Source organism: Amycolatopsis sp. lyj-112, assembly GCF_046549055.1.
Classification (GTDB): Bacteria; Actinomycetota; Actinomycetes; order Mycobacteriales; family Pseudonocardiaceae; genus Amycolatopsis.
Genome location: NZ_JAJPWS010000001.1, coordinates 567,032 through 590,437, shown reverse-complemented (window position 1 = coordinate 590,437; position 23,406 = coordinate 567,032). Strand labels below are relative to the sequence as shown.

Here is a 23,406-nt window from a genome sequence, read left to right as displayed (position 1 = left end):
AACGGCCGATCCTTCACCGGCGCACACTCCGACTCGGGCCGAAGTCCTCGCCCTTCGTTGATCATGAATTCGCACCAGCCCTCCAGTTCCCGGTCGTCGTGGCTCGCCAACCGCCCACGGACGGGGTCCCTCTGGAGGTCAAGGCCATCCGGGACGTCGCCCCGGATGGCAAGCCGACAGTGATCAGCGGGGCCTGGTGCGTCGGACGCTTGGTTCTCAAGAAGACGAAGCCCAGTGCGCGATCAAAGCGCTGTTCTTCGAGATCGAGACCAGCCCACCGGCGCCAATGCACGGAAACGCCGACGGCAAGATCCCAGAGCAGCGCCCGCCCCGCCTTGGACGCTCCCAAGCTGATCGACTCCGACCCGGCGGGCTGACTGCCCAGGTCACTTCTACCCTCTGACCTGAAATCGCCTACGCCGTGATGAACTATGGCCAGCGTCGCTCCGCCATTAGAGGACTACTTGCGCTCGCGCTGCCGAGCGCAAGTAGTCCTCTAATGGCGTTCAGCGGGAGGCTGCTTCGAGGTCCACGGCCCGTCGCATCGTCTCGCGGGCCCGCTTCCGGTCCCCCGCGATGTCGTACGCGTAGGCGAGCCGGTACCAGACGCGCCAGTTCTCCTGATCGGCTTCGACCTCGGCCCGCCGCTCGTCGAACCACGCGTCGGCCGCGTCGCGGTCCACCCGGCCCGAAGGGCGCCGGGGCAGGTCGGAGACGTCGGGCAAGCCGCCTTCTTCGTCCAGCCGCCGCGCGAGCCGCTGGATCTGGACGCCGGAACGCCAGGTCGTCACGATGATCCAGATCCCGAGCAGCGGCAGCAGCAGGACGCCGATGCCGAAGATCACCGGCACCGTCTCGCCGCTGCCCAGCAACGCGATCGCCCGGCCGGCCAGCAGGACGACGTAGACGGCGAGCGCCGCCGTCATCACCAGCGCGAAGTTGCGGGCCCTCACAGGTCGAGGATGTTCTCGAGACCGACCGTGAGGCCGGGCCGGGTGAGCACCGAGCGCACGCCGAGCAGTACCCCGGGCATGAACGACGTGCGGTGCAGCGAGTCGTGCCGGATGGTCAGGGTCTCCCCCTCGCCACCGAACAGGATCTCCTCGTGCGCCACGAGCCCGGGCAGCCGGACCGAGTGCACGCGGACGTCGTCGACGAGCGCGCCGCGGGCACCGTCCACTTCGGACGTCGTCGCGTCGCTGCCCGGTTCGAGACCGGCCGCGGCCCGGGCCTCGCCGATCAGCCGGGCGGTGTGCGCGGCCGTTCCGGAAGGCGCGTCGGCCTTGCGGTTGTGGTGTAGTTCGATGACCTCGGCAGAGTTGTAGAACCGCGCCGCCTGCTGGGCGAACCGCATGGCCAGCACCGCGCCGAGGGCGAAGTTCGGGGCGATGAGCACGCCGACCGACGGGTCGGCGTCGAGCCACGAACGCAGCTTCGCGAGCCTGTCGTCGCTGAACCCGGTGGTGCCGACCACGGCGTGGATCCCGTTGCCGGTCAGGAACTCCAGGTTGTCCATCACCGCGTCGGGGTGGGTGAAGTCGACGACGACCTGAGCCTGCTTGAGCCCCGCGAAGTCGTCCCCCGCGTCGAGTTCGGCGACGAGTTCCATGTCGTCGGCGCCGGTGACGGCGGCGGCGACTTCCTGGCCCATCCGGCCGCGTGCGCCCAGCACGCCGACCCGGATCGGTGCGGACTCGGTCATGATGCGATCACCTCGTGAAGATCGTCCGGAAGGTCGTCGGCGTGAGCGTACGGCCCGACCACCGCCGCGGCGGTCACGCCACCGGGGCTGTGCAGCAGAGTGCGAGCGAGCGCACAGACCTCTTCGGTGGTGACGGCGTCGATCCGCGCCACCGTGTCGTCGACGCCGAGATAGCGGCCGTAGTTCAGTTCGTTCTTGCCGATCCGCGACATCCGCGACGAGGTGTCCTCCAGGCCGAGCACGAGCCCGCCCCGCAACTGCCCCTTCGCCCGCGCGACCTCGGCGTCGCTCAGCCCGTCCTTGCCGACGAGTTCGAGCACCTCGCGGATCACACCGGCGACCTCGCCGAGCTTTTCAGGCTGACAACCGGCGTACACGGCCATATGACCGGTGTCGGCATAGCTCGCGACGGACGAATAGACCTGGTACGCCAGGCCGCGCTTCTCGCGGATCTCCTGGAACAGGCGCGAACTCATCCCGCCGCCGAGCGCGGCGTTGAGCACCGACTGCGCGAACCGCCGGTCGTCGTGCCTCGACAGCGAACGCAGGCCGAGCATCACGTGTGCCTGCTCGGTGTCGTCGGTGTGCAGGACGAGCTTCGGCGGCATCGCGATCCGCGCCCGGCCTGCCCGCGGTGCCACCGGGGTGGCCGGCCCGGTCAGTCGGTTCCGCAAAGCCTTACGCACCAGGCGAAGCACCTGTCCGTGCTCGATGTTCCCGGCGACGGCGAGCACCATCCGCGGCAGCGTGTAGCGCCGCCGGTAGAACCCGCGCAGTGCCGACGCGGACATCTCGATGATGGACTTCTCGCTGCCGAGCACCGGGCGGCCGAGCGCGTGATCGCCGAGGATCGCGCCGACGAACGTCTCGTGCAGCAGGTCCTCGGGATCGTCGTCGCGCATCGCGATCTCTTCGAGCACGACGCTGCGCTCGGTCTCGACGTCCTTGTCCGTGCACAGGGCCTCGAACACGACGTCGGTGACGAGATCCATCGCGAGGGGCAGGTCCTCGTCGAGCACCTGCGCGTAGTAGCAGGTGTGTTCCTTCGCGGTGAACGCGTTGAACTCCCCGCCGACCGCGTCGATCTCCTCGGCGATCTGGGTGGCGTCACGGTTCGTGGTGCCCTTGAACAGCAGGTGTTCGAGGTAGTGCGCCGCACCCTCGACGGAGGCAGGCTCGTCCCGAGACCCGACGCCGACCCACAGCCCGACCGTCACCGACCGGGAGGCGGGCACGTGCTCGGTGATCACCCGCAGCCCTCCGGCGAGCACGCTGCGCTTGACCACCGCACCGTCCGAAGGGGACTCGAGGGTGCGAGTGCTGCCGACGGGCTGTTCGTGCCCGGAAACCTGAGACGCCAACGGATCCCTAACTTCCACGGGTGAGAAAAGGGCCGTTCAGGACAACGCCCCGAACGGCCCTCACTCAACACTTCACATCGGACTTGCCAGGACTACCCGGACTGTCAGGCGTCGGCCTTCGGGGCCTCGGCCTTGTCGTCCTCGGCCGGCTTGGCCTCGGCAGCGTCTTCTTCCTGGACCACGATCAGGCTGATCTTGCCGCGGTTGTCGATGTCGGCGATCTCGACGCGGAGCTTGTCGCCCACGTTGACCACGTCTTCGACCTTGGCGATCCGCTTGCCGTTGCCCAGCTTGGAGATGTGCACCAGGCCGTCCTTGCCCGGCAGCAGCGAGACGAACGCGCCGAACGCGGCCGTCTTCACCACGGTGCCGAGGAAACGCTCGCCGACCTTGGGCAGCTGCGGGTTGGCGATGGCGTTGATCAGGTCGATCGCCGCCTCCGCCGACGGGCCGTCGGCCGCGCCCACGTAGATCGTGCCGTCGTCCTCGATGGAGATGTCGGCACCGGTCTGCTCGGTGATCGAGTTGATCATCTTGCCCTTCGGGCCGATGACCTCGCCGATCTTGTCCACCGGGACCTTCACGCTGGTGACGCGCGGAGAGTACGGGCTCATCTCGTCCGGGCCGTCGATCGCCTCGGCGATGACCTCCAGGATGGTGAGGCGAGCGTCCTTCGCCTGCTTCAGCGCGGCGGCGAGCACCTCGGAGGGGATGCCGTCGAGCTTCGTGTCCAGCTGCAGCGCGGTGATGATGTCCTTGGTGCCGGCGACCTTGAAGTCCATGTCGCCCATGGCGTCTTCGGCACCGAGGATGTCGGTCAGCGCGACGTAGCGGGTCTCACCGTCGACCTCGTCGGAGATGAGGCCCATCGCGATACCGGCGACCGGCGCCTTCAGCGGGACACCCGCGTTCAGCAGACCCATGGTCGAGGCACAGACCGAGCCCATCGAGGTGGAGCCGTTGGAGCCCAGCGCCTCGGAGACCTGGCGGATCGCGTACGGGAACTCGTCACGCTTCGGCAGGACCGGGACCAGGGCGCGCTCGGCGAGCATGCCGTGGCCGATCTCGCGCCGCTTCGGCGAACCGACACGGCCGGTCTCGCCGGTGGAGAACGGCGGGAAGTTGTAGTGGTGCAGGTACCGCTTGTGCGTCTCCGGGGAGAGCGAGTCGATCTGCTGCTCCAAACGGAGCATGTTCAGCGTGGTGACGCCCAGGATCTGCGTTTCTCCACGCTCAAAGAGTGCGGAACCGTGCGCCCGCGGGATCACGGCGACCTCGGCGGCGAGCGACCGGATGTCGGTCAGGCCGCGGCCGTCCATGCGGATCTTGTCCGTGAGGACGCGCTTGCGCATGATCTTCTTCGACAGGGCCTTGAACGCCGCGCCGATTTCCTTGTCACGGCCGGCGAAGGCTTCGCCCTCGTTGAGGCCGATCTTCTCCAGCACGGCGGCCTTGACCTGGTCGGTCGCGTGGTCGCGGTCCTGCTTGCCCGCGATGGTCAGGGCGTTCGCGAGGTCGTCGGTCGCGATGGCGGCGACCGCGTCGAAGGCGTCCTGCTCGAAGGCCAGGAAGACCGGGAACTCACCGGTCGGCTTGGCGGCGACGTCGGCCAGCTGCTGCTGGGCCTCGCACAGCACCTTGATGAACGGCTTCGAGGCCTCGAGGCCCTCGGCGACGGCGATCTCGTCCGGCGCCTTGCCGCCCGCGGCGATCAGGTCCAGCGTCTTGTCGGTCGCCTCGGCCTCGACCATCATGATCGCGACGTCATCACCGACGATGCGACCGGCGACCACCATGTTGAAGGTGGCCTCTTCCAGCTGCTTCCAGGTCGGGAACGCGACCCACTGGCCCTCGATCAGCGCGACGCGGACGCCGCCGACCGGGCCCGAGAACGGCAGGCCGGCGATCTGGGTCGAGGCCGAAGCCGCGTTGATCGCGAGCACGTCGTACGGGTCGTCCGGGTTGAGGCTCTGGACGGTGATGACGACCTGGATCTCGTTGCGGAGACCGTCGGTGAACGACGGGCGCAGCGGCCGGTCGATCAGGCGGCAGGTCAGGATCGCGTCGGTAGACGGGCGACCCTCACGACGGAAGAACGAGCCGGGGATGCGCCCGGCGGCGTACATCCGCTCCTCGACGTCCACGGTCAGCGGGAAGAAGTCGAAGTGATCCTTCGGGTGCTTCGACGCGGTAGTCGCCGAGAGCAGCATGGTCTCTTCGTCGAGGTACGCGACGACGGAACCAGCGGCCTGACGGGCCAGCCGTCCGGTCTCGAAGCGAACGGTGCGGGTGCCGAAACGGCCGTTGTCGATCACGGCTTCGGTTTCGTGCACGGTGACTCCGGTGGAGTCGGTCATAGGGTGTATCTCCTCTTTTGTTCCTCTGTAACGGCGCGAGTCTCCCATCCTGGGACCTGTTTCGCCTGCGGACGCTCGAGGAGTGAGGCCGGTCTTCGATCGAAGCCCCCGGGCCGTTGCCCGGGAACCACTACCGAGGACCGGCGGACGGTTCCTCGGGCGCGCTCGCGCCTGTCGTTCTTAGACCGAGGGGGAGCGACCGACGTGGTCACTCCCCCTCGGGTTCAAGCTATCGGCGGAGGCCGAGACGCTGGATCAGCGCACGGTAACGCTCGATGTCCACCTTCATCACGTAGTTCAGCAGCCGGCGGCGACGGCCGACCAGCAGCAGGAGCCCGCGACGGGAGTGGTGGTCGTGCTTGTGAGCCTTGAGGTGCTCGGTGAGGCCGACGATGCGCTTGGTCAGCAGCGCGACCTGGGCCTCGGGGGATCCGGTGTCCGAGTCGTGCACGCCGTACTCGGCAAGGATCGACTTCTTGTCTTCGGTGGACAAAGCCACTGTGGTGCTCCTAGACATTCTGTGCCGTGCGGCCCGGACGATCGTTCACGCCGGGTGAGACGGTCACGGCCGCCACGGACTGCAGCCGGACCCAATCATCGAGGTTACCAGCCTCGTGATCAGCGGCTTCAGGCGCGGGCGTCGTTCAACTCGTACGACTGGATCACCCGGTAGCGCGATTCACTCTGCTCACGGTCACTGCGGATCAGCACGGCTTCGGTCGCCGTCCAAGTTCTGCTGGTGAACCCGGCCAGCCGCTCCTCCCACGCGCTCGCGGCTCCGGGCCGGTCGCGGGGGAAGCGGGCCAGTGTCAGGTGGGCCACATAGGGCCTTCCCTCCGTCCCCGCGCCGGCTTGGTGAGCCAGCTCGTGGAGCCCGGTTCCGGTGACACTCAACCACAGCACCCCGGGGAATGTCGCCGCATTTTCCAGCCGGACGTCGATCGCGGACGCCTCCGCCAGCCGTCCGGCCAGCCAGGCGGACCGTTCTTCGGGATCGTCCTCACCGTAGAAACCGAGGGTGACGTGCCAATGCTCTCGCCGCGACCAGCGGAGATCGCCGTCTTCGGGGCTGCCCAGCGCGGCCGCGATCTCGTCGAGGACGTCCTCGGGCGGGACCAGTGCGCTGAAGAGGTTCATGATCAGGAGTTCTTGGCCGCCCGGCGCAGCAGATCCGCCAGAGACGGGAAGTCGTCGTCGAGCAGCTTCGCGGCTTCGGCGAGATCTTCGTCTTCGCCGACGTCTCGCAGCGCCGCGAGCACGCCCTGGTCGTCGGCGACGGCGCCGACCGGGATGTTGTCGCGGCCCACGGTCGGCCGCGAGTCGCGGACGTCTTCCAGGGCCTCCTGCATGGCCTTCCGGTCGCCCGCGGCGACCGCCGGGACCAGGACCTTGCGTTCCAGCATGATCATCTTGGCGAGCACGACCGGGTTGCCGATCTTGGCCCGGCGCCCGCTCATCACCTGGCTGAGCATCGGCGCGCTGATGCCGAGCACCTCGGCGAGGAAGGCCTGGGAGATGTCGAAGGCCACGACCAGTCTCCGCACCCGATCGCCGAGCGGTTCCCCGTACCACTGCTTCTGCAGCGCGATGTTCCGCTGGACGATCTTGTGGTCCTCCACCTGGTTCGCTCCCCTAACCCCATTGAACGCCATGCGCGGTCCGTGACATCTTGCCACCGAGCCGTATCGCGGCGGGCGTGTTTAACCATTGTCATCCGGCCAGGCCGGACCTGGTCAGTCCTGCTCGCCGAGCAGAGCCCTGGTCCGCACGACATCGTCGTCGATCTGCTTCACCAGGCCTTCGGACGTCGTGAACCGGACCTGATCCCGCAGCTTGGCGACGAAATCGAGCGAAACGTGCTGTCCGTAGAAGTCCTCGTCGATGTCGAGGACGAAGGCCTCAACGGTGCGTTCCCGCCCCGAGAACGTCGGATTGGTCCCGACCGAGACCGCGGCACGCAACCGGCGGCCAGGATCCGACGAACGGGTGAACCAAGCGCTGTAGACCCCGTCGGCGGGCACGGCGGCGAAGCGCGGCGTCGACAGGTTCGCCGTCGGGTAGCCGAGATCGTGCCCCCGGCCGTCGCCCCGGACGACGATGCCCTCCAGCCGGTGCGGCCTCCCGAGCGCCTCGGACGCGGCGACGACGTCACCGGCGTCGATGCACGAACGCACGTAGGTCGAGGAGAAGGTGATCTCGTTCTCGGTCTGTTCCCTGGCGAGCAACCCCTGCAGTTCGGCGCCGTGCGCGACGAAACCGAACCGCTTCCCCAGCGTGCGCAGCAGGTTGACGTCGCCGGCGGCCTTGGCGCCGAAGGTGAAGTTCTCCCCCACGATCACCGCGGCCGCGTGCAGCTTGTCGACCAGCACCTCGTGCACGAACTCGTGCGCGGTGAGACGCGACAGTTCCAGCGTGAACGGCAGCACGCAGAACACGTCCACGCCCAGGCCCTCGACCAGTTCGGCCTTGCGGCGCAACGTCGTCAGCTGCGCGGGATGGCTGCCCGGCCGGATCACCTCCGACGGATGCGGGTCGAAGGTCAGCACCACGCTCGGCACGCCACGTTCGGCGGCGGTGCGAACCGTCCTGGAGATCAGCTCCTGATGACCGCGGTGCACGCCGTCGAAGACGCCGATCGTCACCACGCACCGTCCCCAGCTTCCGGGAAGGTCTCCCAAACCACGCCAACGCTGCACTTGTGCCCCGTCTCCTCCAGGCCTGCTCCGTGCACCACCCTAGGCCGTGCCCTGCAAGCCATGCTCGCGGGCTTCGCGCCCAGCCGGCCCCTGACGGCACGGGCGGATACGCCCGAGTACGACCCCGTACGAGGGCGACCCGCCCGCACCGTCAGGAACCACCTGGATCACGAAGCCCATCGACCAGCCTTACAGGACACGGCTCAGGCGGGCAGCAACACGACCACCGACCGGGCCAGTTCGCCTTCGTCCGCGGCGAGCGCGAGCACCCGGCCGTCCGGCCCGAACATCCCGTACGTGCCCTCGATGCCGGCCGCGGGCACCCTCTGTCCATATCGGACCGCCTGCGCCTCACGGGCGTCCAGATCCCGGCGCGGGAACGCGGCGGCGACGGCGGCGTCGAGGTCGAGCGACAGTTCCGGTTTCTCTTCGAGCTGGTCGAGCGTGCGGGCCTTGGCCAGGGTGAACGGCCCGACCGTGGTGCGCCGCAACGCCTGCAGGTGCCCGCCGACGCCCAGCCCGGCGCCGAGATCCCGGGCCAGCGCCCGGACGTAGGTCCCCGAAGAACATTCGACGACGGCGTCGAGTTCGATCCGGCCCGCTTCGCGACGGGTGGCGAGCAGGTCGAACCGGTGCACGGTGACCGGGCGCGGCGGGATCACGACCTCTTCCCCGGCCCGGACCCGGGCGTACGCGCGCTTTCCGTCGATCTTGACCGCGCTGACCGCGCTCGGCACCTGCTGGATGTCGCCGGACAGCGCGGCGATCCCGGCGGCGATCTCCTCGTCGGTGATCTTCGCGACCGCGTCCGCGGCGGCTTCGGCGATCGGCTCGCCCTCGGCGTCGTCGGTCGTGGTGGACAGTCCCAGGGAGAGGGTCGCGAGGTAGGTCTTGCGGTCCAGCGCCAGATGGCCGAGGAGTTTCGTCGCCCGTTCGATGCCGAGCACCAGCACGCCGGTGGCCATCGGATCGAGGGTGCCGGCGTGCCCGACCTTGCGGGTGCCCATGAACCGCCGCGCCCTGGCGACGACGTCATGGGAGGTCATCCCGGACGGTTTGTCGACGATGACGAGACCGGGGGGCGGGGCGGGACGTTTCGGGGCTTTGACCTGATTGGGGCGCGACACGCGCCGAACCCTATCTTTCGGGACTCCGCCTAGGACGAGACGGGGAGCGGGGCCTCGGCGTCCCAGCGCCTGCGGCGGATCTGGACCGGGATCTCCTCGCCGCGAGCCTCCGCCTCGAACAGGGCCGCGCGGGTCCGCCGCCACCACACGAGCATCCGGAAGGTGCCCAGCGCGAGCACCACGACGACCGACAGGAGCGCGACCCGGAACGTGCCGCCGGTCCACTCCAGCAGCACCCCGACGGCCAGCGCCGAGATCGTCGTGGCCACGAATCCGCCGACGTTGACCACACCGGTCGCGGTGCCGACACGCGAGAGCGGGTTGTAGTCCCTGGCCAGCGCGAAGCCGATCATCGACGCGGGCCCGCCGAGGGAGAGGAACGCGAAGGCCGGGATGACGACGGCGACCGGGATCGTCCCGCTCCAGCCGAGCAGGACCGCCCAGATCACCGCGGCGCCGCCGATGTACCCGCCGACCAGCGGCATGCGCAGCGACGGGCGCCGTCCGATCAGGCTGCCGATGAACGGGCCGCCGATCATCGAGCCGAAGACGAACACGATCAGCAGCGAACTCGCGGTGGCCTTCGGATATCCCTGTCCCTGCACCAGGAACGGCACACCCCACAGCAGGGTCAGCACGTTCGGCGCGAACATCGTGCTGAAGTGGACCCAGAATCCCAGCCGGGTCCCGGGCGTCCGCCACGCTTCGGCGACCTGACGGCCCAGCACCTTCGGGTGCACCTTTTCGCGCACCGGCTGCGGTTCGCCGCGAGGCGTGTCCTCGACCCGCAGGACGACGACGGCGGTGTACAAGGCGGTCACCAGGCCGACGGCGAGGAACGTCGGGGTCCAGCCGGGACCGTCGAGCAGGAGGCTGAGCGGCAGGGTGGCGGCGAGGTTGCCGACGTAGCCGATGGCCGCGGTCAGCGCGGTGAGCAGGGCGTACTGGCGGCCGGGGAAATGCGCGGCGATCAGCCGCAGGACGCTCACGAAGGTCAGCGCGTCGCCGAAGCCGAGGACGGCGCGGGCGAGCAGGCCGAGCGGGTAGGAATCGGCGACCGCGAGCAGGATCTGGCCGAGGCCGAGGATGAACACGGCGCCGGTGAGCACGCGGCGCGGGCCGTAGCGGTCGACCAGGACGCCGGTGGGGATCTGCATCGCGGCGTAGACGCCGACCTGGAGCACGGTGAACGTGCCGAGCGCGGCCGAGCCGACGCCGAAGCGGTCGGCGGCCTGCAGCCCGGCGACGCCGAACGAGGTGCGGTGGAAGACGGCGAGCAGATAGACGGTGACGGCGGCGAACCAGATGAACCAGGACCGGCGGGTGGCTCGGCCTGTCACAGTGATTCCTCCTCGGAAGGGTTTTCGGGCAAGAAGAGACGCCCGCACTGCCGCCTCACTAGTTGTATCGCCTAAGCAACGGCGAAACATACCCGTTACCCAGGTGGTCTTCACCACAGCTTCGCGTTTAGTCCTCTGATTGCGGTAGCGGAGGGTCAGACGGCACGCACCGCGCCTTCCACGGCCCATCGCCCCGACCGCCACCGCACCAGCAGCGTGGCCAGCCGCAGCAGCATGAACAGCGACAGCCCGGTCCAGATCCCGGCCAGCCCCCAGCCGAAGGCCAGCGACAACCAGATCAGCGGCAGGAACCCCAGCGCCGCGCTGAACAACGTCGCGTTGCGGAGGAACGCGGCATCGCCGGCGCCGAGCAGGACACCGTCCAAGGCGAACACCACCCCGGCGATCGGCTGGAGGGCGACGAAGAACCACCACGCGTGCGGGATCTCGGCGAGCACGCCTCCGTCCGAAGTGAACACCTGCGGCAGCACGCCGGCCAGCGACGCGAACACGACGCCGAGGAAGCAGCCGAACACCAGGCCGTAGCCGGTGATCTGGTTCGACACACCCCGCGCGCGTCTGCTCGCGCCGGCGCCGAGCGCGGCTCCCACGAGCGACTGCGCGGCGATGGCCAGCGAGTCCAGCACGAGCGCGAGGAACGTCCACAGTTGCAGCACGACCTGGTGCGCGCCGACGGCCTCGGTGGACGTCCGGGCGGCGACTGCGGCGGCGGAGACGAAGCAGGCCTGGAAGGCGAGGCTGCGCAGGACCAGGTCGCGGCCGAGGCCGAGTTGCGCGCGCATCACCTTCGGCTCGGGCCGCAGCGGGACCCGTTCTCGCACCAGTGCCGTGATGAACAGCGCCGCCGAAATCACCTGCGCGACGACGTTCGCGATCGCCGAGCCTTCCAGCCCCCAGTCCGCGCCGTACACCAGCACCGGGCACAGCACGGCGGAGATTCCGTTGCCCGCCAAGACATAGCGCAACGGTTTCGCGGAGTCCTGCACGCCGCGCATCCAGCCGTTGCCCGCCATCGTGATCAGGATGAACGGCGTCCCGAACAGCGCGATCCGCAGCCAGGAGACGGCGGCGTCGGTGATCGCGTCGTCGCCGGAGAGGACCCCGGCGATGGGCGCGGCCAGCAACTGCCCCGCGACGATCACGACCAGGCCGACGATCACCGCCAGCCAGGTCGCCTGGACGCCTTCGCGGACCGCCTCGGGACGGCGTCCGGCGCCGTGCAGCCGCGCCGTGCGCGAGGTCGTGCCGTAGGACAGGAACGTCAGCTGGCTCGAAACCTGCGAGAGCACGACGCCGCCGACCGCGAGCCCGGCCAGCGGAAGCGCGCCGAGATGCCCGACGACGGCCGTGTCCACCAGGACGTACAACGGCTCGGCCGCGAGCACGCCGAGCGCGGGCACGGCGAGCCCGAGCACGCGTTTCGGCGGGATGCGCTCGACGGGTTCGGAAGCTTCAGGCACCCCAGCAGACTAAAGGTCTGGTACGACAGTCCCAGACGCCGGGAACACGTTCACCGGCTGCGGCGTCCGGTCGCACCGGATCACAGCAGCGGCGCCCTCCGCAGTGCCGCGCGCAACTGGTCGAGCACTTCGCCCGCGGTGCCCTCCGCGGTGCAGCCGGCCGCCTGGCGATGCCCGCCGCCGCCCAGTTCCCCGGCCGCGGCCGAGACGTCGACACCGCCTGTCGACCGGAGCGAGACCTGCCACCGCTGCCGGGGACCGATCGGCTCGGCCTCCTTGAGCACCACCGCCACCCCGGCCTCCCGAGTGGACCGGACGACGTCGATGACCGCCTCGACCTCTTCGTGCCGCACGGTCCGCGCGGCATCGAGCGTCACGACGGCGTACGCCAGGCCGACGCCCCGCGCCTCCTCCGGTTCGAGCCGGGCGCCCGCGAGCACGTCCGAGAGCATCGGCAGCCACGCGAACGGGTGGTCGTCGACGATCGCGCGGACCACCTTGTCCGGGTCGACGCCGGCTTCGAGCAGCTTCGCGGCCATCCGATGGGTGGACGGCCGGGCGCGGCGGAACCCGCTCGTGTCCGTGACCAGCCCCGCGTACAGGCACCGCGCGATGGGTTCGTCGATTTCGGTGCCGAGTTCCTCCAGCAACGCGAAGACCAGCACCGCGGTGGCTTCCGCGGTGTCGTCGACGATGTGCTTGGTACCGAAGAAGGTGTTCGAGGTGTGGTGGTCGATCACCAGCACGTCGCCGCCCGCCTCGCGGACGGCGTCCACCCGCGGCGCGAGTTTGCCGAGCCTGCCGAGCGTGGCGGTGTCGAGGGCGACCAGCAGCTGTTCGGTCTCCGGAAGCTCGCTCGCGGGAACGTAAAGCCCGCCGACGTCCAGGCTCCGCAGGGTTTCGGGCATCTCCTCGGGTTCGCCCACCGACACGCGGACCTTGACACCTCCCCTGAGCTGGAGCGCCCTGCCCAGAGCCAGCGCGCTGCCGAGCGCGTCGGCGTCCGGGCGCACGTGGCCGAGCAGTGTCACGTCGTTCGCGCGCGCCAGCAACGCGGCGGCTTCCTTCAGGTCCTGCGCAGGAATCGCTGTCACAATCAGTCAAGCTACGCTCTGCGGAATGTCCGAGTACGCGATCCTTGTCTACCCGTCCGCCAACCGGGTGTACACCGACTCCACTCCCGCCCTGCTGCGCGCGGAACTGGCGGTGTTCGGCATGTCCGCCCTGGAGACCGAGATCTCCGAAATCGGCGAGACGGAACTCGGCGGCGTCGGCTACCTCACCTTCACCACGCCCGCCCCGCTGAGCGGACGCGATCTCGCGCTCCTTTCGAACCTTTCCGCGCTCTACGCGCTGTTCGAAGTCGGCGACGGCGTCCTGAAGCCGGTCACGATCAGCCCGCTGGCGAATTTCGACTCGGATCTGCTGACCATCCAGAAGTACCCGGGCAAGACGAACGAGCTGTTCACCAAACTTCTCGTCAACGTCACCCTGCTTTCCACCGCCCGCCCGGCGGCGATGCTGGACGAGCCGTTGCACCTGCTGGACCCGCTCTGCGGCCGCGGCACCACGCTGAACCAGGCGATGATGTACGGCTTCGACGCGACCGGTCTCGACGTCGACGGCAAGGATTTCGACTCCTACGAACTGTTCATCAAAACCTGGCTGAAGCAGAAGCGGATCAAGCACAGCGCCGAGTCCGGGCAGGTGCGGCGCAACAAGGTCCGGCTCGGCAGGCGCCTCGACATCGGTTTCGGGATCACCAAAGAGCAGTACAAGGCCGGCGAGGTCCGCAAGCTGAGCTACCTCAACTGCGACACGCTCACCACGGACGACCTGCTGCGGTCGGACTCCGTCGATCTCATCGTCACCGACGCCCCGTACGGCGTGCAGCACGGCAGCCACCGCACCCAGGACGCGTCGCTCGCGCGCAGCCCGCGCGACCTGCTCGCGGCCGCGGTCCCGGTGTGGACGCGGGTCCTGCGGCCCGGCGGCGCGCTCGGCATCTCGTGGAACACGAACGTCGCGCCGCGCGAGGAACTCGCCGCGATCCTGGACAAGGCCGGGCTGGAAGTCCGCGAGGACGGCCCGTTCGCCGAGTTCTCGCACCGGGTGGACCAGGCGATCGTGCGGGACCTGATCGTCGCCGCCAAACCCGCCTAGCCCCCGCGTTCGTGAGTGATTTGGGTCGTTAGGGCCAAGAGTGTTCGAGGTACCTACGTCGGCGAGTTTGTGATCCCGCTTGCTTGGCGTTGGTGGTTCTGTTGGCCGGTGCGCGGGCAGCGGTTTCGCGTGATTGGAGAGGCGACACGCGTGTCCAGGCGGACGGCGATCGTGTTCAGATGGACGACACGGGGTGGAAAGCCCGGCCGCGGGCGTGTCGTCCGCCACCTTTGCCCTACCCGCCATTAGTCCTCTACTTGCGGTGGTGTGGCGCGAGGGTCAGCCGGCGAGATGGTGCTGAGCCACTTCCCGCAACTGGATCTTCACGTTCTCCAGGGCCGCCGTCAGGTCGTCGATCAGCCCGGCGGCGTTCTGGATCGCGCCTTGGAGGGTGTCCGCGGTGGCGGTGTGCCCCAGCAATGCCACCACCTGGTTCTGGATCGCCTCGAGTTCGGCTTTCGTGGCCAGCGCGACGCCGGTGGGGACCTGGTCGGCGAGCGCGTCCACCTGCTGTGCCTGCTCCTGGATGCTCATTCCTCCAGGATGGCCCCCGATCAGGTGAGACGTTCTCCCACGAACTTCATGACTTCGGGCATGATGCCCCGCCAGTAGTCGTCGTTGTGCTCGCCGGGGGTCATCTTCCCGACCTCGGGGCGGAGTGCCTTGATGAGTTTGCGGTCGGCGCCGGCGAAGGGATCCGCGTTGCCGCACCACACGCCGGTCGAGCCGGCCTTGAGCTCGTCGGTGTGCAGCAGCGGTTCGTGCGATTCCCATTGGCCGCGATCGGCGAACACCTTGCGGGACTTGGCATCGGGCCAGCTGACGAACAGCGCCGCGCTCGCCACGGCGACGGCCTTGAGGTCCTTGTGCTCGCGGGCGTAGCGCAACGCGCCGAAACCACCCATCGAGATCCCGAACATCGCCGTCGGCGGCCGCAACTGTCGTTGGGCGAGCCAGCCGGGGAGTTCTTCGGACAGCATGCGCTGAGGGTCGTCACCCTTGCCGACGTCCACCCAGTAGTTGTCACCGTCGACGGCGGCCACGGCGAAACCGGGCAGCCCGGCCGCGACGAGCTTGTTCAGCGCGGACTGCACGCCCAGGTTCAGGAACGTCCGGGCGTCGGCACCGCGTCCGTGCAGGGCGACGCAGACCGGCAGCCCGACCCGCGAAACCCCGTCGGGCGCGATGATGACGAGGTTGACTTCCCGGTTCCGGGCTGCCGAGCGCATCTTCTGCACCGTGACCGCTTCGGTCAACGGCGTGGGGCTGTTCGGCGGATTCACCGGCGCGGGCCCCACCACAGGTGGTTTGTCCGCGCCGCATCCCGCGAGCAGTGCCGAGCCCCCCAAGGCCGTGGCTCCCAGCAGCAGGCCACGCCGGCTCACGGCCTGGCTCACTCCTTCAGCCCCGGGTCTCCTCATCGGCGATCTCATCGTCGTCGGCCTCTTCCCGCGGCGCCTTGTACGGGTCGGCTTCACCGGCGTGTTGCGCGCGGGTTGCCCGGCGCGCGACCTTCTCGTCGGCTTTTCGTGCCCTGGCCAGGAGTTCCTCGATGCGCCGCGCGTCGTCGGGAACGCTGTCGGCCGTGAAGGTCAGCGTCGGAGTGTAGCGAACACCCGTGCCCTGACCGACCTTCGTGCGCAGGACGCCACGAGCGGATTCCAGCGCCGCCGCGGCGGCGTTGTAGTCGGGGGCGGACTCGAGATTCTCGCCCCGCACCGTGTAGAAGAGCGTGGCGTCGTGCAGATCGGCGGTGATCTTCGTGTCGGTGATCGTCACGAAGTTGAGCCGCGGATCCTTGATGTCATGCTCGATCGCGTGGGCGACGATCTGTGAGATCCGCTTGGCGAGCTTACGAGCCCGAGCGGGATCGGCCATGGGATTTCGTCTCCTCGAAAAGTCTTCTGTCAGTCATCCGGGCCGAGCAGCCGGCGGTGGGCGGAGAGCAGTTCGAACTCCGGCCTGCCTGCCACGAAGCGCTCACACGAGTCGAGCACGTCCCGGACGTGCTCGCCAGTCGCCGCGACCACGGCCACACCGACCAGTGCCCGCCGATGCAGGTCTTGATGCCCGGCTTCGGCGACGGAGACGTCGAAACGCTTGCGTACCTCGGCCAGCACCGGCTTGATCACGGATCGCTTCTGCTTGAGCGAGTGGACGTCGCCCAGCAGGATGTCGAGCTCCAGGGCTCCTACGAACATGGGGGTTTCTGGGTTGTGTCGAAGGTGAAGCGGCGCTCCCCCGCCCAGAGCGAGGGAGCGCCGCCAGTGTCACTTACGCACGCGGCTTTTCGCGCTGCTCGTACGTCTCGATGACGTCGCCGAGCTTCAAATCGCTGTAGTTACCCAAGGTGAGACCACACTCGAAGCCCTCGCGGACCTCGGTGACGTCGTCCTTTTCGCGCTTCAGCGAGTTGATCGGCAGGTTCTCCACGATGACGTTGCCGTCACGGAGGAGACGACCCTTGGCGTTACGCCGGATCTCGCCTGAGATGACCATGCAACCGGCGATCGTACCGACCTTCGACGACTTGAAGATCCCGCGGATCTCGGCCTTGCCCAGCTCGACCTCTTCGAAGATCGGCTTGAGCATGCCCTTGAGCGCGGCTTCGATCTCGTCGATCGCCTGGTAGATGACCGTGTAGTACCGGACGTCGACGCCCTCGCGGGTGGCCCGCTCGGTCGCCTTGCCCTGTGCCCGCACGTTGAAGCCCAGGACGATCGCGTTGGACGCGGTCGCCAGGTCGATGTCGGACTCCGTGACGCCACCGACACCGCGGTGGACGACGTTGAGCTCGACCTCTTCTTCGCCGACATCCAGCTGCATCAGCGAGGCTTCGAGGGCCTCGACCGTACCGGAGTTGTCACCCTTGATGATCAGGTTAAGGGTGCTCGTCTCCTTCAAGGCCTCATCGAGGTCTTCGAGGCTGACCCGCTTACGACGCGACGCGTTGAGCGCGTTGCGGGTCCGGGCCGAACGCCGCTCGGCGATCTGCCGGGCGACCCTGTCCTCGTCGACGACGAGGAACGTGTCGCCGGCGCCGGGCACCGAGGTGAACCCGATGACCTGGACCGGACGCGACGGGGTCGCTTCGGTGACGTTGACGTTGTGCTCGTCGACCATCTTCCGCACGCGGCCGTACGCGTCACCGGCGACGACGGAGTCACCGACGCGCAGCGTTCCGCGCTGGACCAGCACCGTGGCGACCGGACCGCGACCGCGGTCCAGGTGCGCCTCGATCGCGACGCCCTGGGCCTCCATGTTCGGGTTGGCCCGCAGGTCGAGCGCGGCATCCGCGGTCAACAGGATCGCCTCGAGGAGACCATCGATGTTGATGTTCTCCCGCGCCGAGATCTCGACGAACATCGTGTCGCCGCCGTACTCCTCGGCCACGAGGTTGTACTCGGTGAGCTGCTGCCGGATCTTGTCCGGGTTCGCGCCCTCCTTGTCGATCTTGTTGATCGCGACCACGATCGGGGCCTTGGCGGCCTGCGCGTGGTTGATCGCCTCGACCGTCTGCGGCATGACGCCGTCGTCGGCCGCGACCACGATGACCGCGATGTCCGTGGCGTTCGCACCACGAGCACGCATGGCGGTGAACGCCTCGTGACCCGGGGTGTCGATGAACGTCACGAGACGCGGGTTGCCCTCGAGCTCGGTCTCGATCTGGTAGGCGCCGATGTGCTGGGTGATGCCACCGGCTTCGCCCTCGCGCACCTTCGTCTTGCGGATCGTGTCGAGCAGCCGGGTCTTACCGTGGTCGACGTGACCCATGATCGTCACGACCGGCGGACGGACCTCGAGGTCTTCTTCGTCACCGGCGTCGTCGCCATAGGTGATGTCGAAGGTGCCGAGCAGCTCGCGGTCTTCTTCCTCCGGGCTGACGACCTGGACGACGTAGTTCATCTCGCCGCCGAGCAGCTCGAGGATGTCGTCCGACACGGACTGCGTCGCCGTGACCATCTCACCGAGGTGGAAGAGCACCTGCACCAGCGAAGCCGGGTTGGCGTCGATCTTCTCGGCGAAGTCGGTCAGCGAAGCGCCACGCGGCAGGCGGATCGTTTCGCCGCTGCCCTTGGGCAGGCGAACGCCACCGACGCTGGGCGCCTGCATGTTGTCCATGTACTCCATGCGCTTCTGGCGCTTGGACTTCCGGCCCTTGCGAGCGGGACCACCGGGACGCCCGAAGGCACCGGCGGTACCACCGCGGCCACCGGGGCCACCACGGCCGCCGCCGCCACGGAAACCGCCGCCACCGGCCGGAGCACCGCCGCCGCCACCGGGGCCACCGCCACCGGGACGGAAACCGCCGCCACCGCCGCCGCCGGGACGGAAACCGCCACCAGCGCCACCAGCGCCACCGGGACCGCCACGGAAACCTCCGCCGCCGCCACCGGGACCGCCACGAGCGCCGCCGCCGGGGCCACCACGGGCTCCGCCGCCAGGACCGCCACCGGGGCCACCACGGCCGCCACCGGGACCACCGGCGGGACGGGCCGGACGGCCCGGCATCATGCCGGGGTTCGGACGCGGGGGCATGTTGCCCGGGTTCGGCCGGTTACCGCCGGGAGCGCCGCCACCGGGACGCGGTGCCGGACGGTCGCCGCCCTGCCCACCGGGACGCGGCGGGCGGCTGTCGCCGCCCTGCTGGCCGCCACCGGGGCGCGGGCCGGACGGACGCTGGGCCGGGGAACCGGATCCCACACCGAACGGGTTGTTGCCGACGCGCGGAGTACGCGGGCCGGGCTTGGGGCCGCCGGGCTTGGGGCCCTGCGGCTTCGGCGGCACGACCGAACCCTGCGACGGCGTCGAGGACGCCGGCGGGGTGGCCGGGGTGGCCGGAGTCGCCGGGCTGGCCGGAGCTGAAGGGCTGTCCTTAGCGGACTCAGCGTTCTTGGGTTCGGCAGGAGCTGCCTTCGCTGCCGGGACCTGCTCCTCCTTCGGCGCCGGCGGCCGGGGGCCGGGGCGCGGGCCCGGGCGGTTACCCGGGGTGGAGGGGCGGGAAGGCTGCTGAGCCGGGGCCGACGCGGCCGGGGCGGACGCCGCGGGGGCGGCCGGGGCCTCGGTCTGAGCCTGCTGCGCGGCCGGGGCCGGGGTAGCGGGCTTGGCGGGCGGCGCGGGTGAAGGCCGCGGTCCGGGGGTCGGAGCCGGCTTCTTGCTCTGGCCGTCCTTGGACGGGTACGCGTCACGAAGACGGCGGGCCACCGGGGCCTCGACGGTCGACGACGCGGACTTGACGAACTCGCCCTGATCCTTCAACTTGGCGAGAACTTCCTTGCTGGTGATGCCGAGCTCTTTCGCGAGCTCATGTACTCGGGCCTTGCCTGGCACAGCTCTCCTCATCTGGGGAGGCCGGCGGCAGACCCGCAGACCTCGTCCTATTGTCGCGCGTTCATTGATTCAGCTTCACGGCTGACTCATGACGGGTCGACCTGCTTCCTGATTCCATCCGGCACCGGGGATGTCCCGGCGCCCTAGCCTTCGGTGAGTCGCACCAGGCGTTCGTGGACACCCTGGGCGTCGAGCGAACCCGGAACACGAAGTGCTCGGGGGAACGCCCTGCGCCGCTCGGCCTTGGCCAGACAGTCCGGCACGGGGTGCAACCAAGCACCCCGGCCCGGCAACCTTCGACGTTCGTCGACGATCAGCCGTCCATCCGCCGCGACCACTCGCAGCAACTCGCCGATCAAAGCCCGCCGACGGCAGCCGACACACGTGCGTACCGGGTGTTCCCGGTCGCGCTGGGGGTCGGTTCCCGGCCGGAGGCTCTGAACCACTGGTGAGTCTACCGCTTCGACCTTCACTCAGCCGAACCGGTTGCCGCGGCGGGCCGCGACTCTCCTGCGTGTGCTTCGTCACCCTGCTCCGGAGCGGCATCGCTGCGGATGTCGATCCGCCATCCGGTGAGGCGTGCGGCGAGGCGGGCGTTCTGCCCTTCCTTGCCGATCGCGAGCGAAAGCTGGTAGTCCGGGACGACGACGCGAGCGGTCTTGGCGCGCTCGTCGACGACCCGAACGGAGACGACCTTCGCGGGCGACAGCGCGTTCCCGACGAACTTGGCCGGGTCCTCGGAGAAGTCGATGATGTCGATCTTCTCGCCCAACAGTTCGCTCATCACGTTGCGCACGCGCGCGCCGACCGGGCCGATGCACGCGCCCTTGGCGTTGACGCCGGCCACCGTCGAGCGGACCGCGATCTTGGTCCGGTGTCCCGGTTCGCGCGCGATGGCGGCGATCTCCACCGTGCCGTCGGCGATTTCGGGGACCTCGAGGGCGAACAGCTTGTGCACGAGTTTCGGATGCGAACGCGACAGCGTGATCTGCGGGCCGCGGTTGCCGCGCGAGACGGTGACGACGTAGGCCTTGATCCGGTCGCCGTGTTCGTAGGACTCGCCGGGTACCTGCTCGATGGCCGGCAGCACGCCTTCGATGTCGCCGACCTGGATGACGACCATGCCGCGGGCGTTGGCGCGCGCGTCGCGCTGCACCACACCGGCGACGATCTCGTTCTCCTTCGCGGAGAACTCACCGAAAGTCTTCTCGTGCTCGGCGTCACGCAGGCGCTGCAGGATGACCTGGCGCGCGGTGGTGGCGGCGATCCGGCCGAAGCCCTCGGGGGTGTCGTCCCACTCCTCGTCGACCTGGCCGTCCGGGGTGAGGGTGTGCGCGAGGACGCGGACCAGGCCGCTCTTGTGATCGATGTCGATCTTGGCGTGCGACTGGTGGCCCTCGGTGTGCTTGTACGCGGTGAGCAGCGCGGTCTCGATCGCATCGATCACCGTCTCGAAGGGGATGTCCTTGTCCCGTTCGATCGCGCGCAGCGCGGCAATGTCGACGTTCACTTCGGCTCCTCCTTCGGCTGGGTAGTGGCGGCGGTCGTGCCGTCGGTCAGGGCCGCAGCATCGTTTTCCAACAGTTTCAGGTCCTCGGCAGGTGGTTGCTTGAACTCGATCTCGATGACCGCTTTGGCCACCGAGGCGTAGGCGACGTCCCGGATCGCGCCGTCGATGAGCAGGCGCACGGATTTCTCCCCCGCGTGGCCGACGCGGCCGATGACGGCGTCGCCCTCGGCCGGGGTGACCTTGACGAGGCGGAACTTCGCGCGCCGCCAGTGCCGCTGCTGGGTCAGCGGCCGGTCCAAGCCCGGCGACGTGACCTCGAGGGTGTACGCGCTGGCGATCACGTGTTCGTTCTCGTCGAGCGCGGCGGCGACCGCGCGGCTGATCGCGGCCACCTCGTCCAGTCCGACGCCGTCATCACCGTCGACGACGACCTTGACCAGCTGACGACGGCCTGCTTGCTGGACCTCGAAGGAATCGAGGTCGAAACCCGCGGCCTTGACGGCTTCGGCCACGATGGGCTCCAGCCTGCTGGCGAGGTCGTTGGGCACGGTGAAGCGCTCCTATTCGGCTGTGGGCGCCCCGGGTCGGCGGATCCGGGTTCGGTAGTGGGCCAGCTTATCTGGTGACCCCCGCGTGACGCGCGAGCGGCGGCCCCGCAAGGGGTACTGGCAGGATGGGGCGGCGTGACCGGAAGACCGACCGAGCCCATCCTGCCGAACCGCCGTACTTTCCTGCGTGCGGCGGCGCTGACCGCGGTGGCCCTGCCGCTGGCGGCCGCCTGCTCCCCCGGATACGAAGAAAGCCCCGATCCGCTGGGCCCGCTGCTGCGCGCGGCGGAGACCGACGCGGCGGGCGCGCGGGCGCTGACCGGCGCCGACGCCGGAGCCGCCGAACCGGTGGCGACCGCGCGAGCGGCGCACGCGGCGGCGCTCAAGACCGAGGTGGACCGGCTGAACCGGCCGAAACCGGAGCAGTCCGGGCCAGCGGAGAACCCGTCGTCGGCCGACGGCCTCAAGGAACGGCTCGCGCTGGCCCGGAAGCAGGCCGAAGATCTGGTGCCGTCCCTGCCGCGCTACCGCGCCGGGATGGTCGCCTCGATCGCGGCGGGCTGCGCGGCGCTGCAGCAGAGTTCGGACAAACTCGGCCGGGGCGACGACGCCGGAGCCGTCGAAGTCCCCGCCGGGACCTCGCTGAACCAGGAAGCGGCCGAGGCCGTGCAGCAGGCGCTGGCCGCCGAGCACGCGGCGATCTGGGTGTACGGCCTGGTCAGTGCCTACCTTCCGGCCGCCTTCACCAGTGCGGTGTCGCGCGGCTCGGCGGAGCACGTCAAGCGGCGCGATGTCTGCGAACGGATGCTTTCCGCCGCCGGGCAGACGCCCACGGGCCCGGAAGCCGCCTACGTGCCGCCGAAGCCGGTGACCGACGGGAACTCGGCGATGGAGATCGTCGCCACGTCCGAGGCGGACGCGACGTCGGCCTGGCTCGGCGTGATCGACCGGACCGACGACGCGGCGCTGCGGAAGACGGCCTTGAACGCGCTGATCGGGTCGGCTCGGCGGGGTACGGCCTGGCGGGCCGAGTTCGGCGCCAAACCGGTCGCGATCGCCATGCCTGGGCAAGCGGTGTAACTCAGCGGCGCAGGTCGCCCGAAAGACGCAGCGCGTCGGTGGCGATGCGCTCCAGCACCGGCTTGTCGCTGTGCTTGTCGTAGAAATCCGTGAGCACGATGGCGACGTCGGCACCGGTGACGTGGGAGTCGTAGGCCGCGCTGTCCCCCGACACCTTCGGAGCGCCTTGCGCCTTGAAGGTCCCGTCGCGCACGAGGTCGGACACGTTGCCCGTGCCGTCCTTGTCCGTGAGCGCCTTGAGCTGGGTCGCGGTGACCTCGCCCGGCATGGTCACCAGGGCGATCGACACCAGCGCCTTGTGCGCGCCGATTTCTGTCGTGTAGAGCGCACGGGACAGCCGCTTGCACGGCGTCTTGCCGAAGAACTCCTTGGTATCCCCGTAGGCCTTGCTCGCGCAGTCGGAGGTGACCTGCGGTCCCTCGACCAGCGTGTACTGGTACTGGCCGGACTTCGACGGCGTGTCCGCGACGGGGGTCGTTTCGGGCTCATGCCGGATCAGCCACCACAGCAGGCCCGAGACCACCGCGATCGCCACCAGCCCGCCGGCCTTCAGTGCCAGGCTCGCCGGATTCCTCGGCGGCTTGAAGGCAGGCGGCGGACCTACCGGCCCTGCCGGTCGCACCGGCTGAAGCCGGGCCGTTTCCGTCGCTCCCGGAGTAAATTGCGCACCAACCACGGGAACATACGGTAGTTCACGTCCGTCCGGCAGT

At 69.3% G+C, this 23,406-nt stretch carries 23 protein-coding genes; 2 read left to right on the top strand and 21 right to left on the bottom strand.

Annotation, left to right across the window (positions count from 1 at the left end):
• Positions 1 to 506: 506 nt before the first annotated feature.
• The 12 genes from ACLJRL_RS02825 to ACLJRL_RS02770 form a co-directional block, all read right to left on the bottom strand.
• Complete coding sequence (locus ACLJRL_RS02825) at positions 507 to 953, bottom strand: tetratricopeptide repeat protein (protein ID WP_410654386.1); 447 nt, start codon at positions 951 to 953, stop codon at positions 507 to 509.
• Complete coding sequence (dapB, locus tag ACLJRL_RS02820; protein WP_410654385.1) at positions 950 to 1,702, bottom strand: 4-hydroxy-tetrahydrodipicolinate reductase; 753 nt, start codon at positions 1,700 to 1,702, stop codon at positions 950 to 952. Before dapB ends, ACLJRL_RS02825 begins: the two co-directional genes overlap by 4 nt.
• Positions 1,699 to 3,063, bottom strand: a complete 1,365-nt coding sequence (locus ACLJRL_RS02815; RefSeq protein WP_410654384.1) for a M16 family metallopeptidase — start codon at positions 3,061 to 3,063, stop codon at positions 1,699 to 1,701. The genes dapB and ACLJRL_RS02815 overlap by 4 nt, the downstream gene beginning before the upstream one ends.
• 104 nt (positions 3,064 to 3,167) lie before the next feature.
• Positions 3,168 to 5,420 carry a polyribonucleotide nucleotidyltransferase gene (locus ACLJRL_RS02810; RefSeq protein ID WP_410654383.1) on the bottom strand — a complete coding sequence of 751 codons (2,253 nt, stop codon included), beginning with the start codon at positions 5,418 to 5,420 and terminating at the stop codon, positions 3,168 to 3,170.
• 229 nt (positions 5,421 to 5,649) lie between these two features.
• Positions 5,650 to 5,919, bottom strand: a complete 270-nt coding sequence (gene rpsO / locus ACLJRL_RS02805; protein ID WP_155545968.1) for a 30S ribosomal protein S15 — start codon at positions 5,917 to 5,919, stop codon at positions 5,650 to 5,652.
• A gap of 128 nt (positions 5,920 to 6,047) precedes the next feature.
• Positions 6,048 to 6,557, bottom strand: a complete 510-nt coding sequence (gene thpR / locus ACLJRL_RS02800) for an RNA 2',3'-cyclic phosphodiesterase (protein ID WP_410654382.1) — start codon at positions 6,555 to 6,557, stop codon at positions 6,048 to 6,050.
• 2 nt (positions 6,558 to 6,559) lie between these two features.
• Complete coding sequence (locus ACLJRL_RS02795; RefSeq protein WP_410654381.1) at positions 6,560 to 7,039, bottom strand: XRE family transcriptional regulator; 480 nt, start codon at positions 7,037 to 7,039, stop codon at positions 6,560 to 6,562.
• Between the two features lie 114 nt (positions 7,040 to 7,153).
• Positions 7,154 to 8,116 carry a bifunctional riboflavin kinase/FAD synthetase gene (locus ACLJRL_RS02790; protein ID WP_410654380.1) on the bottom strand — a complete coding sequence of 321 codons (963 nt, stop codon included), beginning with the start codon at positions 8,114 to 8,116 and terminating at the stop codon, positions 7,154 to 7,156.
• 203 nt (positions 8,117 to 8,319) lie between these two features.
• The gene (gene truB, locus ACLJRL_RS02785; protein WP_410654379.1) at positions 8,320 to 9,243 is read right to left on the bottom strand and encodes a tRNA pseudouridine(55) synthase TruB; all 924 of its coding nucleotides are present in this window, start codon (positions 9,241 to 9,243) and stop codon (positions 8,320 to 8,322) included.
• A gap of 29 nt (positions 9,244 to 9,272) precedes the next feature.
• A complete protein-coding gene (locus tag ACLJRL_RS02780) occupies positions 9,273 to 10,583 on the bottom strand; it encodes an MFS transporter (RefSeq protein ID WP_410654378.1) in 1,311 nt (436 codons plus the stop codon).
• A gap of 155 nt (positions 10,584 to 10,738) precedes the next feature.
• Positions 10,739 to 12,064, bottom strand: coding sequence for an MATE family efflux transporter (locus ACLJRL_RS02775; protein WP_410654377.1), 1,326 nt, complete (start codon positions 12,062 to 12,064; stop codon positions 10,739 to 10,741).
• Positions 12,065 to 12,144: 80 nt separating this feature from the next.
• Complete coding sequence (locus tag ACLJRL_RS02770) at positions 12,145 to 13,158, bottom strand: DHH family phosphoesterase (protein WP_410654376.1); 1,014 nt, start codon at positions 13,156 to 13,158, stop codon at positions 12,145 to 12,147.
• A gap of 25 nt (positions 13,159 to 13,183) precedes the next feature.
• Here ACLJRL_RS02770 and ACLJRL_RS02765 point away from each other — a divergent pair, with 25 nt between their 5' ends.
• Positions 13,184 to 14,227, top strand: a complete 1,044-nt coding sequence (locus ACLJRL_RS02765; protein ID WP_410654375.1) for a TRM11 family SAM-dependent methyltransferase — start codon at positions 13,184 to 13,186, stop codon at positions 14,225 to 14,227.
• A 279-nt stretch (positions 14,228 to 14,506) separates the two neighbouring features.
• On the opposite strand, the gene ACLJRL_RS02760 is transcribed toward ACLJRL_RS02765, so the two are convergent.
• The 8 genes from ACLJRL_RS02760 to rimP all read right to left on the bottom strand — a co-directional run bounded on the left by ACLJRL_RS02760 (position 14,507) and on the right by rimP (position 21,616).
• A complete protein-coding gene (locus ACLJRL_RS02760) occupies positions 14,507 to 14,761 on the bottom strand; it encodes a hypothetical protein (RefSeq protein ID WP_410654374.1) in 255 nt (84 codons plus the stop codon).
• A 20-nt stretch (positions 14,762 to 14,781) separates the two neighbouring features.
• Positions 14,782 to 15,648 (bottom strand): alpha/beta hydrolase, encoded by an 867-nt coding sequence (locus ACLJRL_RS02755; protein WP_410654373.1) that lies wholly within the window; start codon positions 15,646 to 15,648, stop codon positions 14,782 to 14,784.
• The gene (gene rbfA, locus ACLJRL_RS02750) at positions 15,629 to 16,105 is read right to left on the bottom strand and encodes a 30S ribosome-binding factor RbfA (RefSeq protein WP_410654372.1); all 477 of its coding nucleotides are present in this window, start codon (positions 16,103 to 16,105) and stop codon (positions 15,629 to 15,631) included. The genes ACLJRL_RS02755 and rbfA overlap by 20 nt, the downstream gene beginning before the upstream one ends.
• A 29-nt stretch (positions 16,106 to 16,134) precedes the next feature.
• Positions 16,135 to 16,428, bottom strand: coding sequence for a DUF503 domain-containing protein (locus tag ACLJRL_RS02745; protein WP_410654371.1), 294 nt, complete (start codon positions 16,426 to 16,428; stop codon positions 16,135 to 16,137).
• A gap of 73 nt (positions 16,429 to 16,501) precedes the next feature.
• Positions 16,502 to 19,558 (bottom strand): translation initiation factor IF-2, encoded by a 3,057-nt coding sequence (gene infB / locus ACLJRL_RS02740; RefSeq protein ID WP_410654370.1) that lies wholly within the window; start codon positions 19,556 to 19,558, stop codon positions 16,502 to 16,504.
• 143 nt (positions 19,559 to 19,701) lie between these two features.
• Positions 19,702 to 20,004, bottom strand: a complete 303-nt coding sequence (locus ACLJRL_RS02735) for a YlxR family protein (RefSeq protein ID WP_410654369.1) — start codon at positions 20,002 to 20,004, stop codon at positions 19,702 to 19,704.
• 23 nt (positions 20,005 to 20,027) lie between these two features.
• Positions 20,028 to 21,068, bottom strand: coding sequence for a transcription termination factor NusA (nusA, locus tag ACLJRL_RS02730; protein ID WP_410654368.1), 1,041 nt, complete (start codon positions 21,066 to 21,068; stop codon positions 20,028 to 20,030).
• Positions 21,065 to 21,616: a ribosome maturation factor RimP gene (rimP, locus tag ACLJRL_RS02725; RefSeq protein ID WP_410654367.1), complete on the bottom strand. Its 552-nt coding sequence runs from the start codon at positions 21,614 to 21,616 to the stop codon at positions 21,065 to 21,067. Before rimP ends, nusA begins: the two co-directional genes overlap by 4 nt.
• Before the next feature lie 135 nt (positions 21,617 to 21,751).
• Here rimP and ACLJRL_RS02720 point away from each other — a divergent pair, with 135 nt between their 5' ends.
• Positions 21,752 to 22,696, top strand: a complete 945-nt coding sequence (locus tag ACLJRL_RS02720) for a ferritin-like domain-containing protein (protein ID WP_410654366.1) — start codon at positions 21,752 to 21,754, stop codon at positions 22,694 to 22,696.
• Position 22,697: 1 nt separating this feature from the next.
• Here the strand turns inward: ACLJRL_RS02720 and ACLJRL_RS02715 are convergent, their stop codons facing one another.
• Positions 22,698 to 23,318 carry a hypothetical protein gene (locus tag ACLJRL_RS02715; protein WP_410654365.1) on the bottom strand — a complete coding sequence of 207 codons (621 nt, stop codon included), beginning with the start codon at positions 23,316 to 23,318 and terminating at the stop codon, positions 22,698 to 22,700.
• Positions 23,319 to 23,406 lie beyond the last annotated feature (88 nt).

Coding starts and splice junctions, on each gene's coding strand:
- ACLJRL_RS02760 (WP_410654374.1), bottom strand. CDS start 14,761: ATGAGCATCCAGGAGCAGGCACAGCAGGTGGACGCGCTCGCCGACCAG.
- thpR (WP_410654382.1), bottom strand. CDS start 6,557: ATGAACCTCTTCAGCGCACTGGTCCCGCCCGAGGACGTCCTCGACGAG.
- rbfA (WP_410654372.1), bottom strand. CDS start 16,105: ATGGCCGATCCCGCTCGGGCTCGTAAGCTCGCCAAGCGGATCTCACAG.
- dapB (WP_410654385.1), bottom strand. CDS start 1,702: ATGACCGAGTCCGCACCGATCCGGGTCGGCGTGCTGGGCGCACGCGGC.
- ACLJRL_RS02810 (WP_410654383.1), bottom strand. CDS start 5,420: ATGACCGACTCCACCGGAGTCACCGTGCACGAAACCGAAGCCGTGATC.
- ACLJRL_RS02755 (WP_410654373.1), bottom strand. CDS start 15,648: ATGAGGAGACCCGGGGCTGAAGGAGTGAGCCAGGCCGTGAGCCGGCGT.
- ACLJRL_RS02765 (WP_410654375.1), top strand. CDS start 13,184: ATGTCCGAGTACGCGATCCTTGTCTACCCGTCCGCCAACCGGGTGTAC.
- ACLJRL_RS02745 (WP_410654371.1), bottom strand. CDS start 16,428: ATGTTCGTAGGAGCCCTGGAGCTCGACATCCTGCTGGGCGACGTCCAC.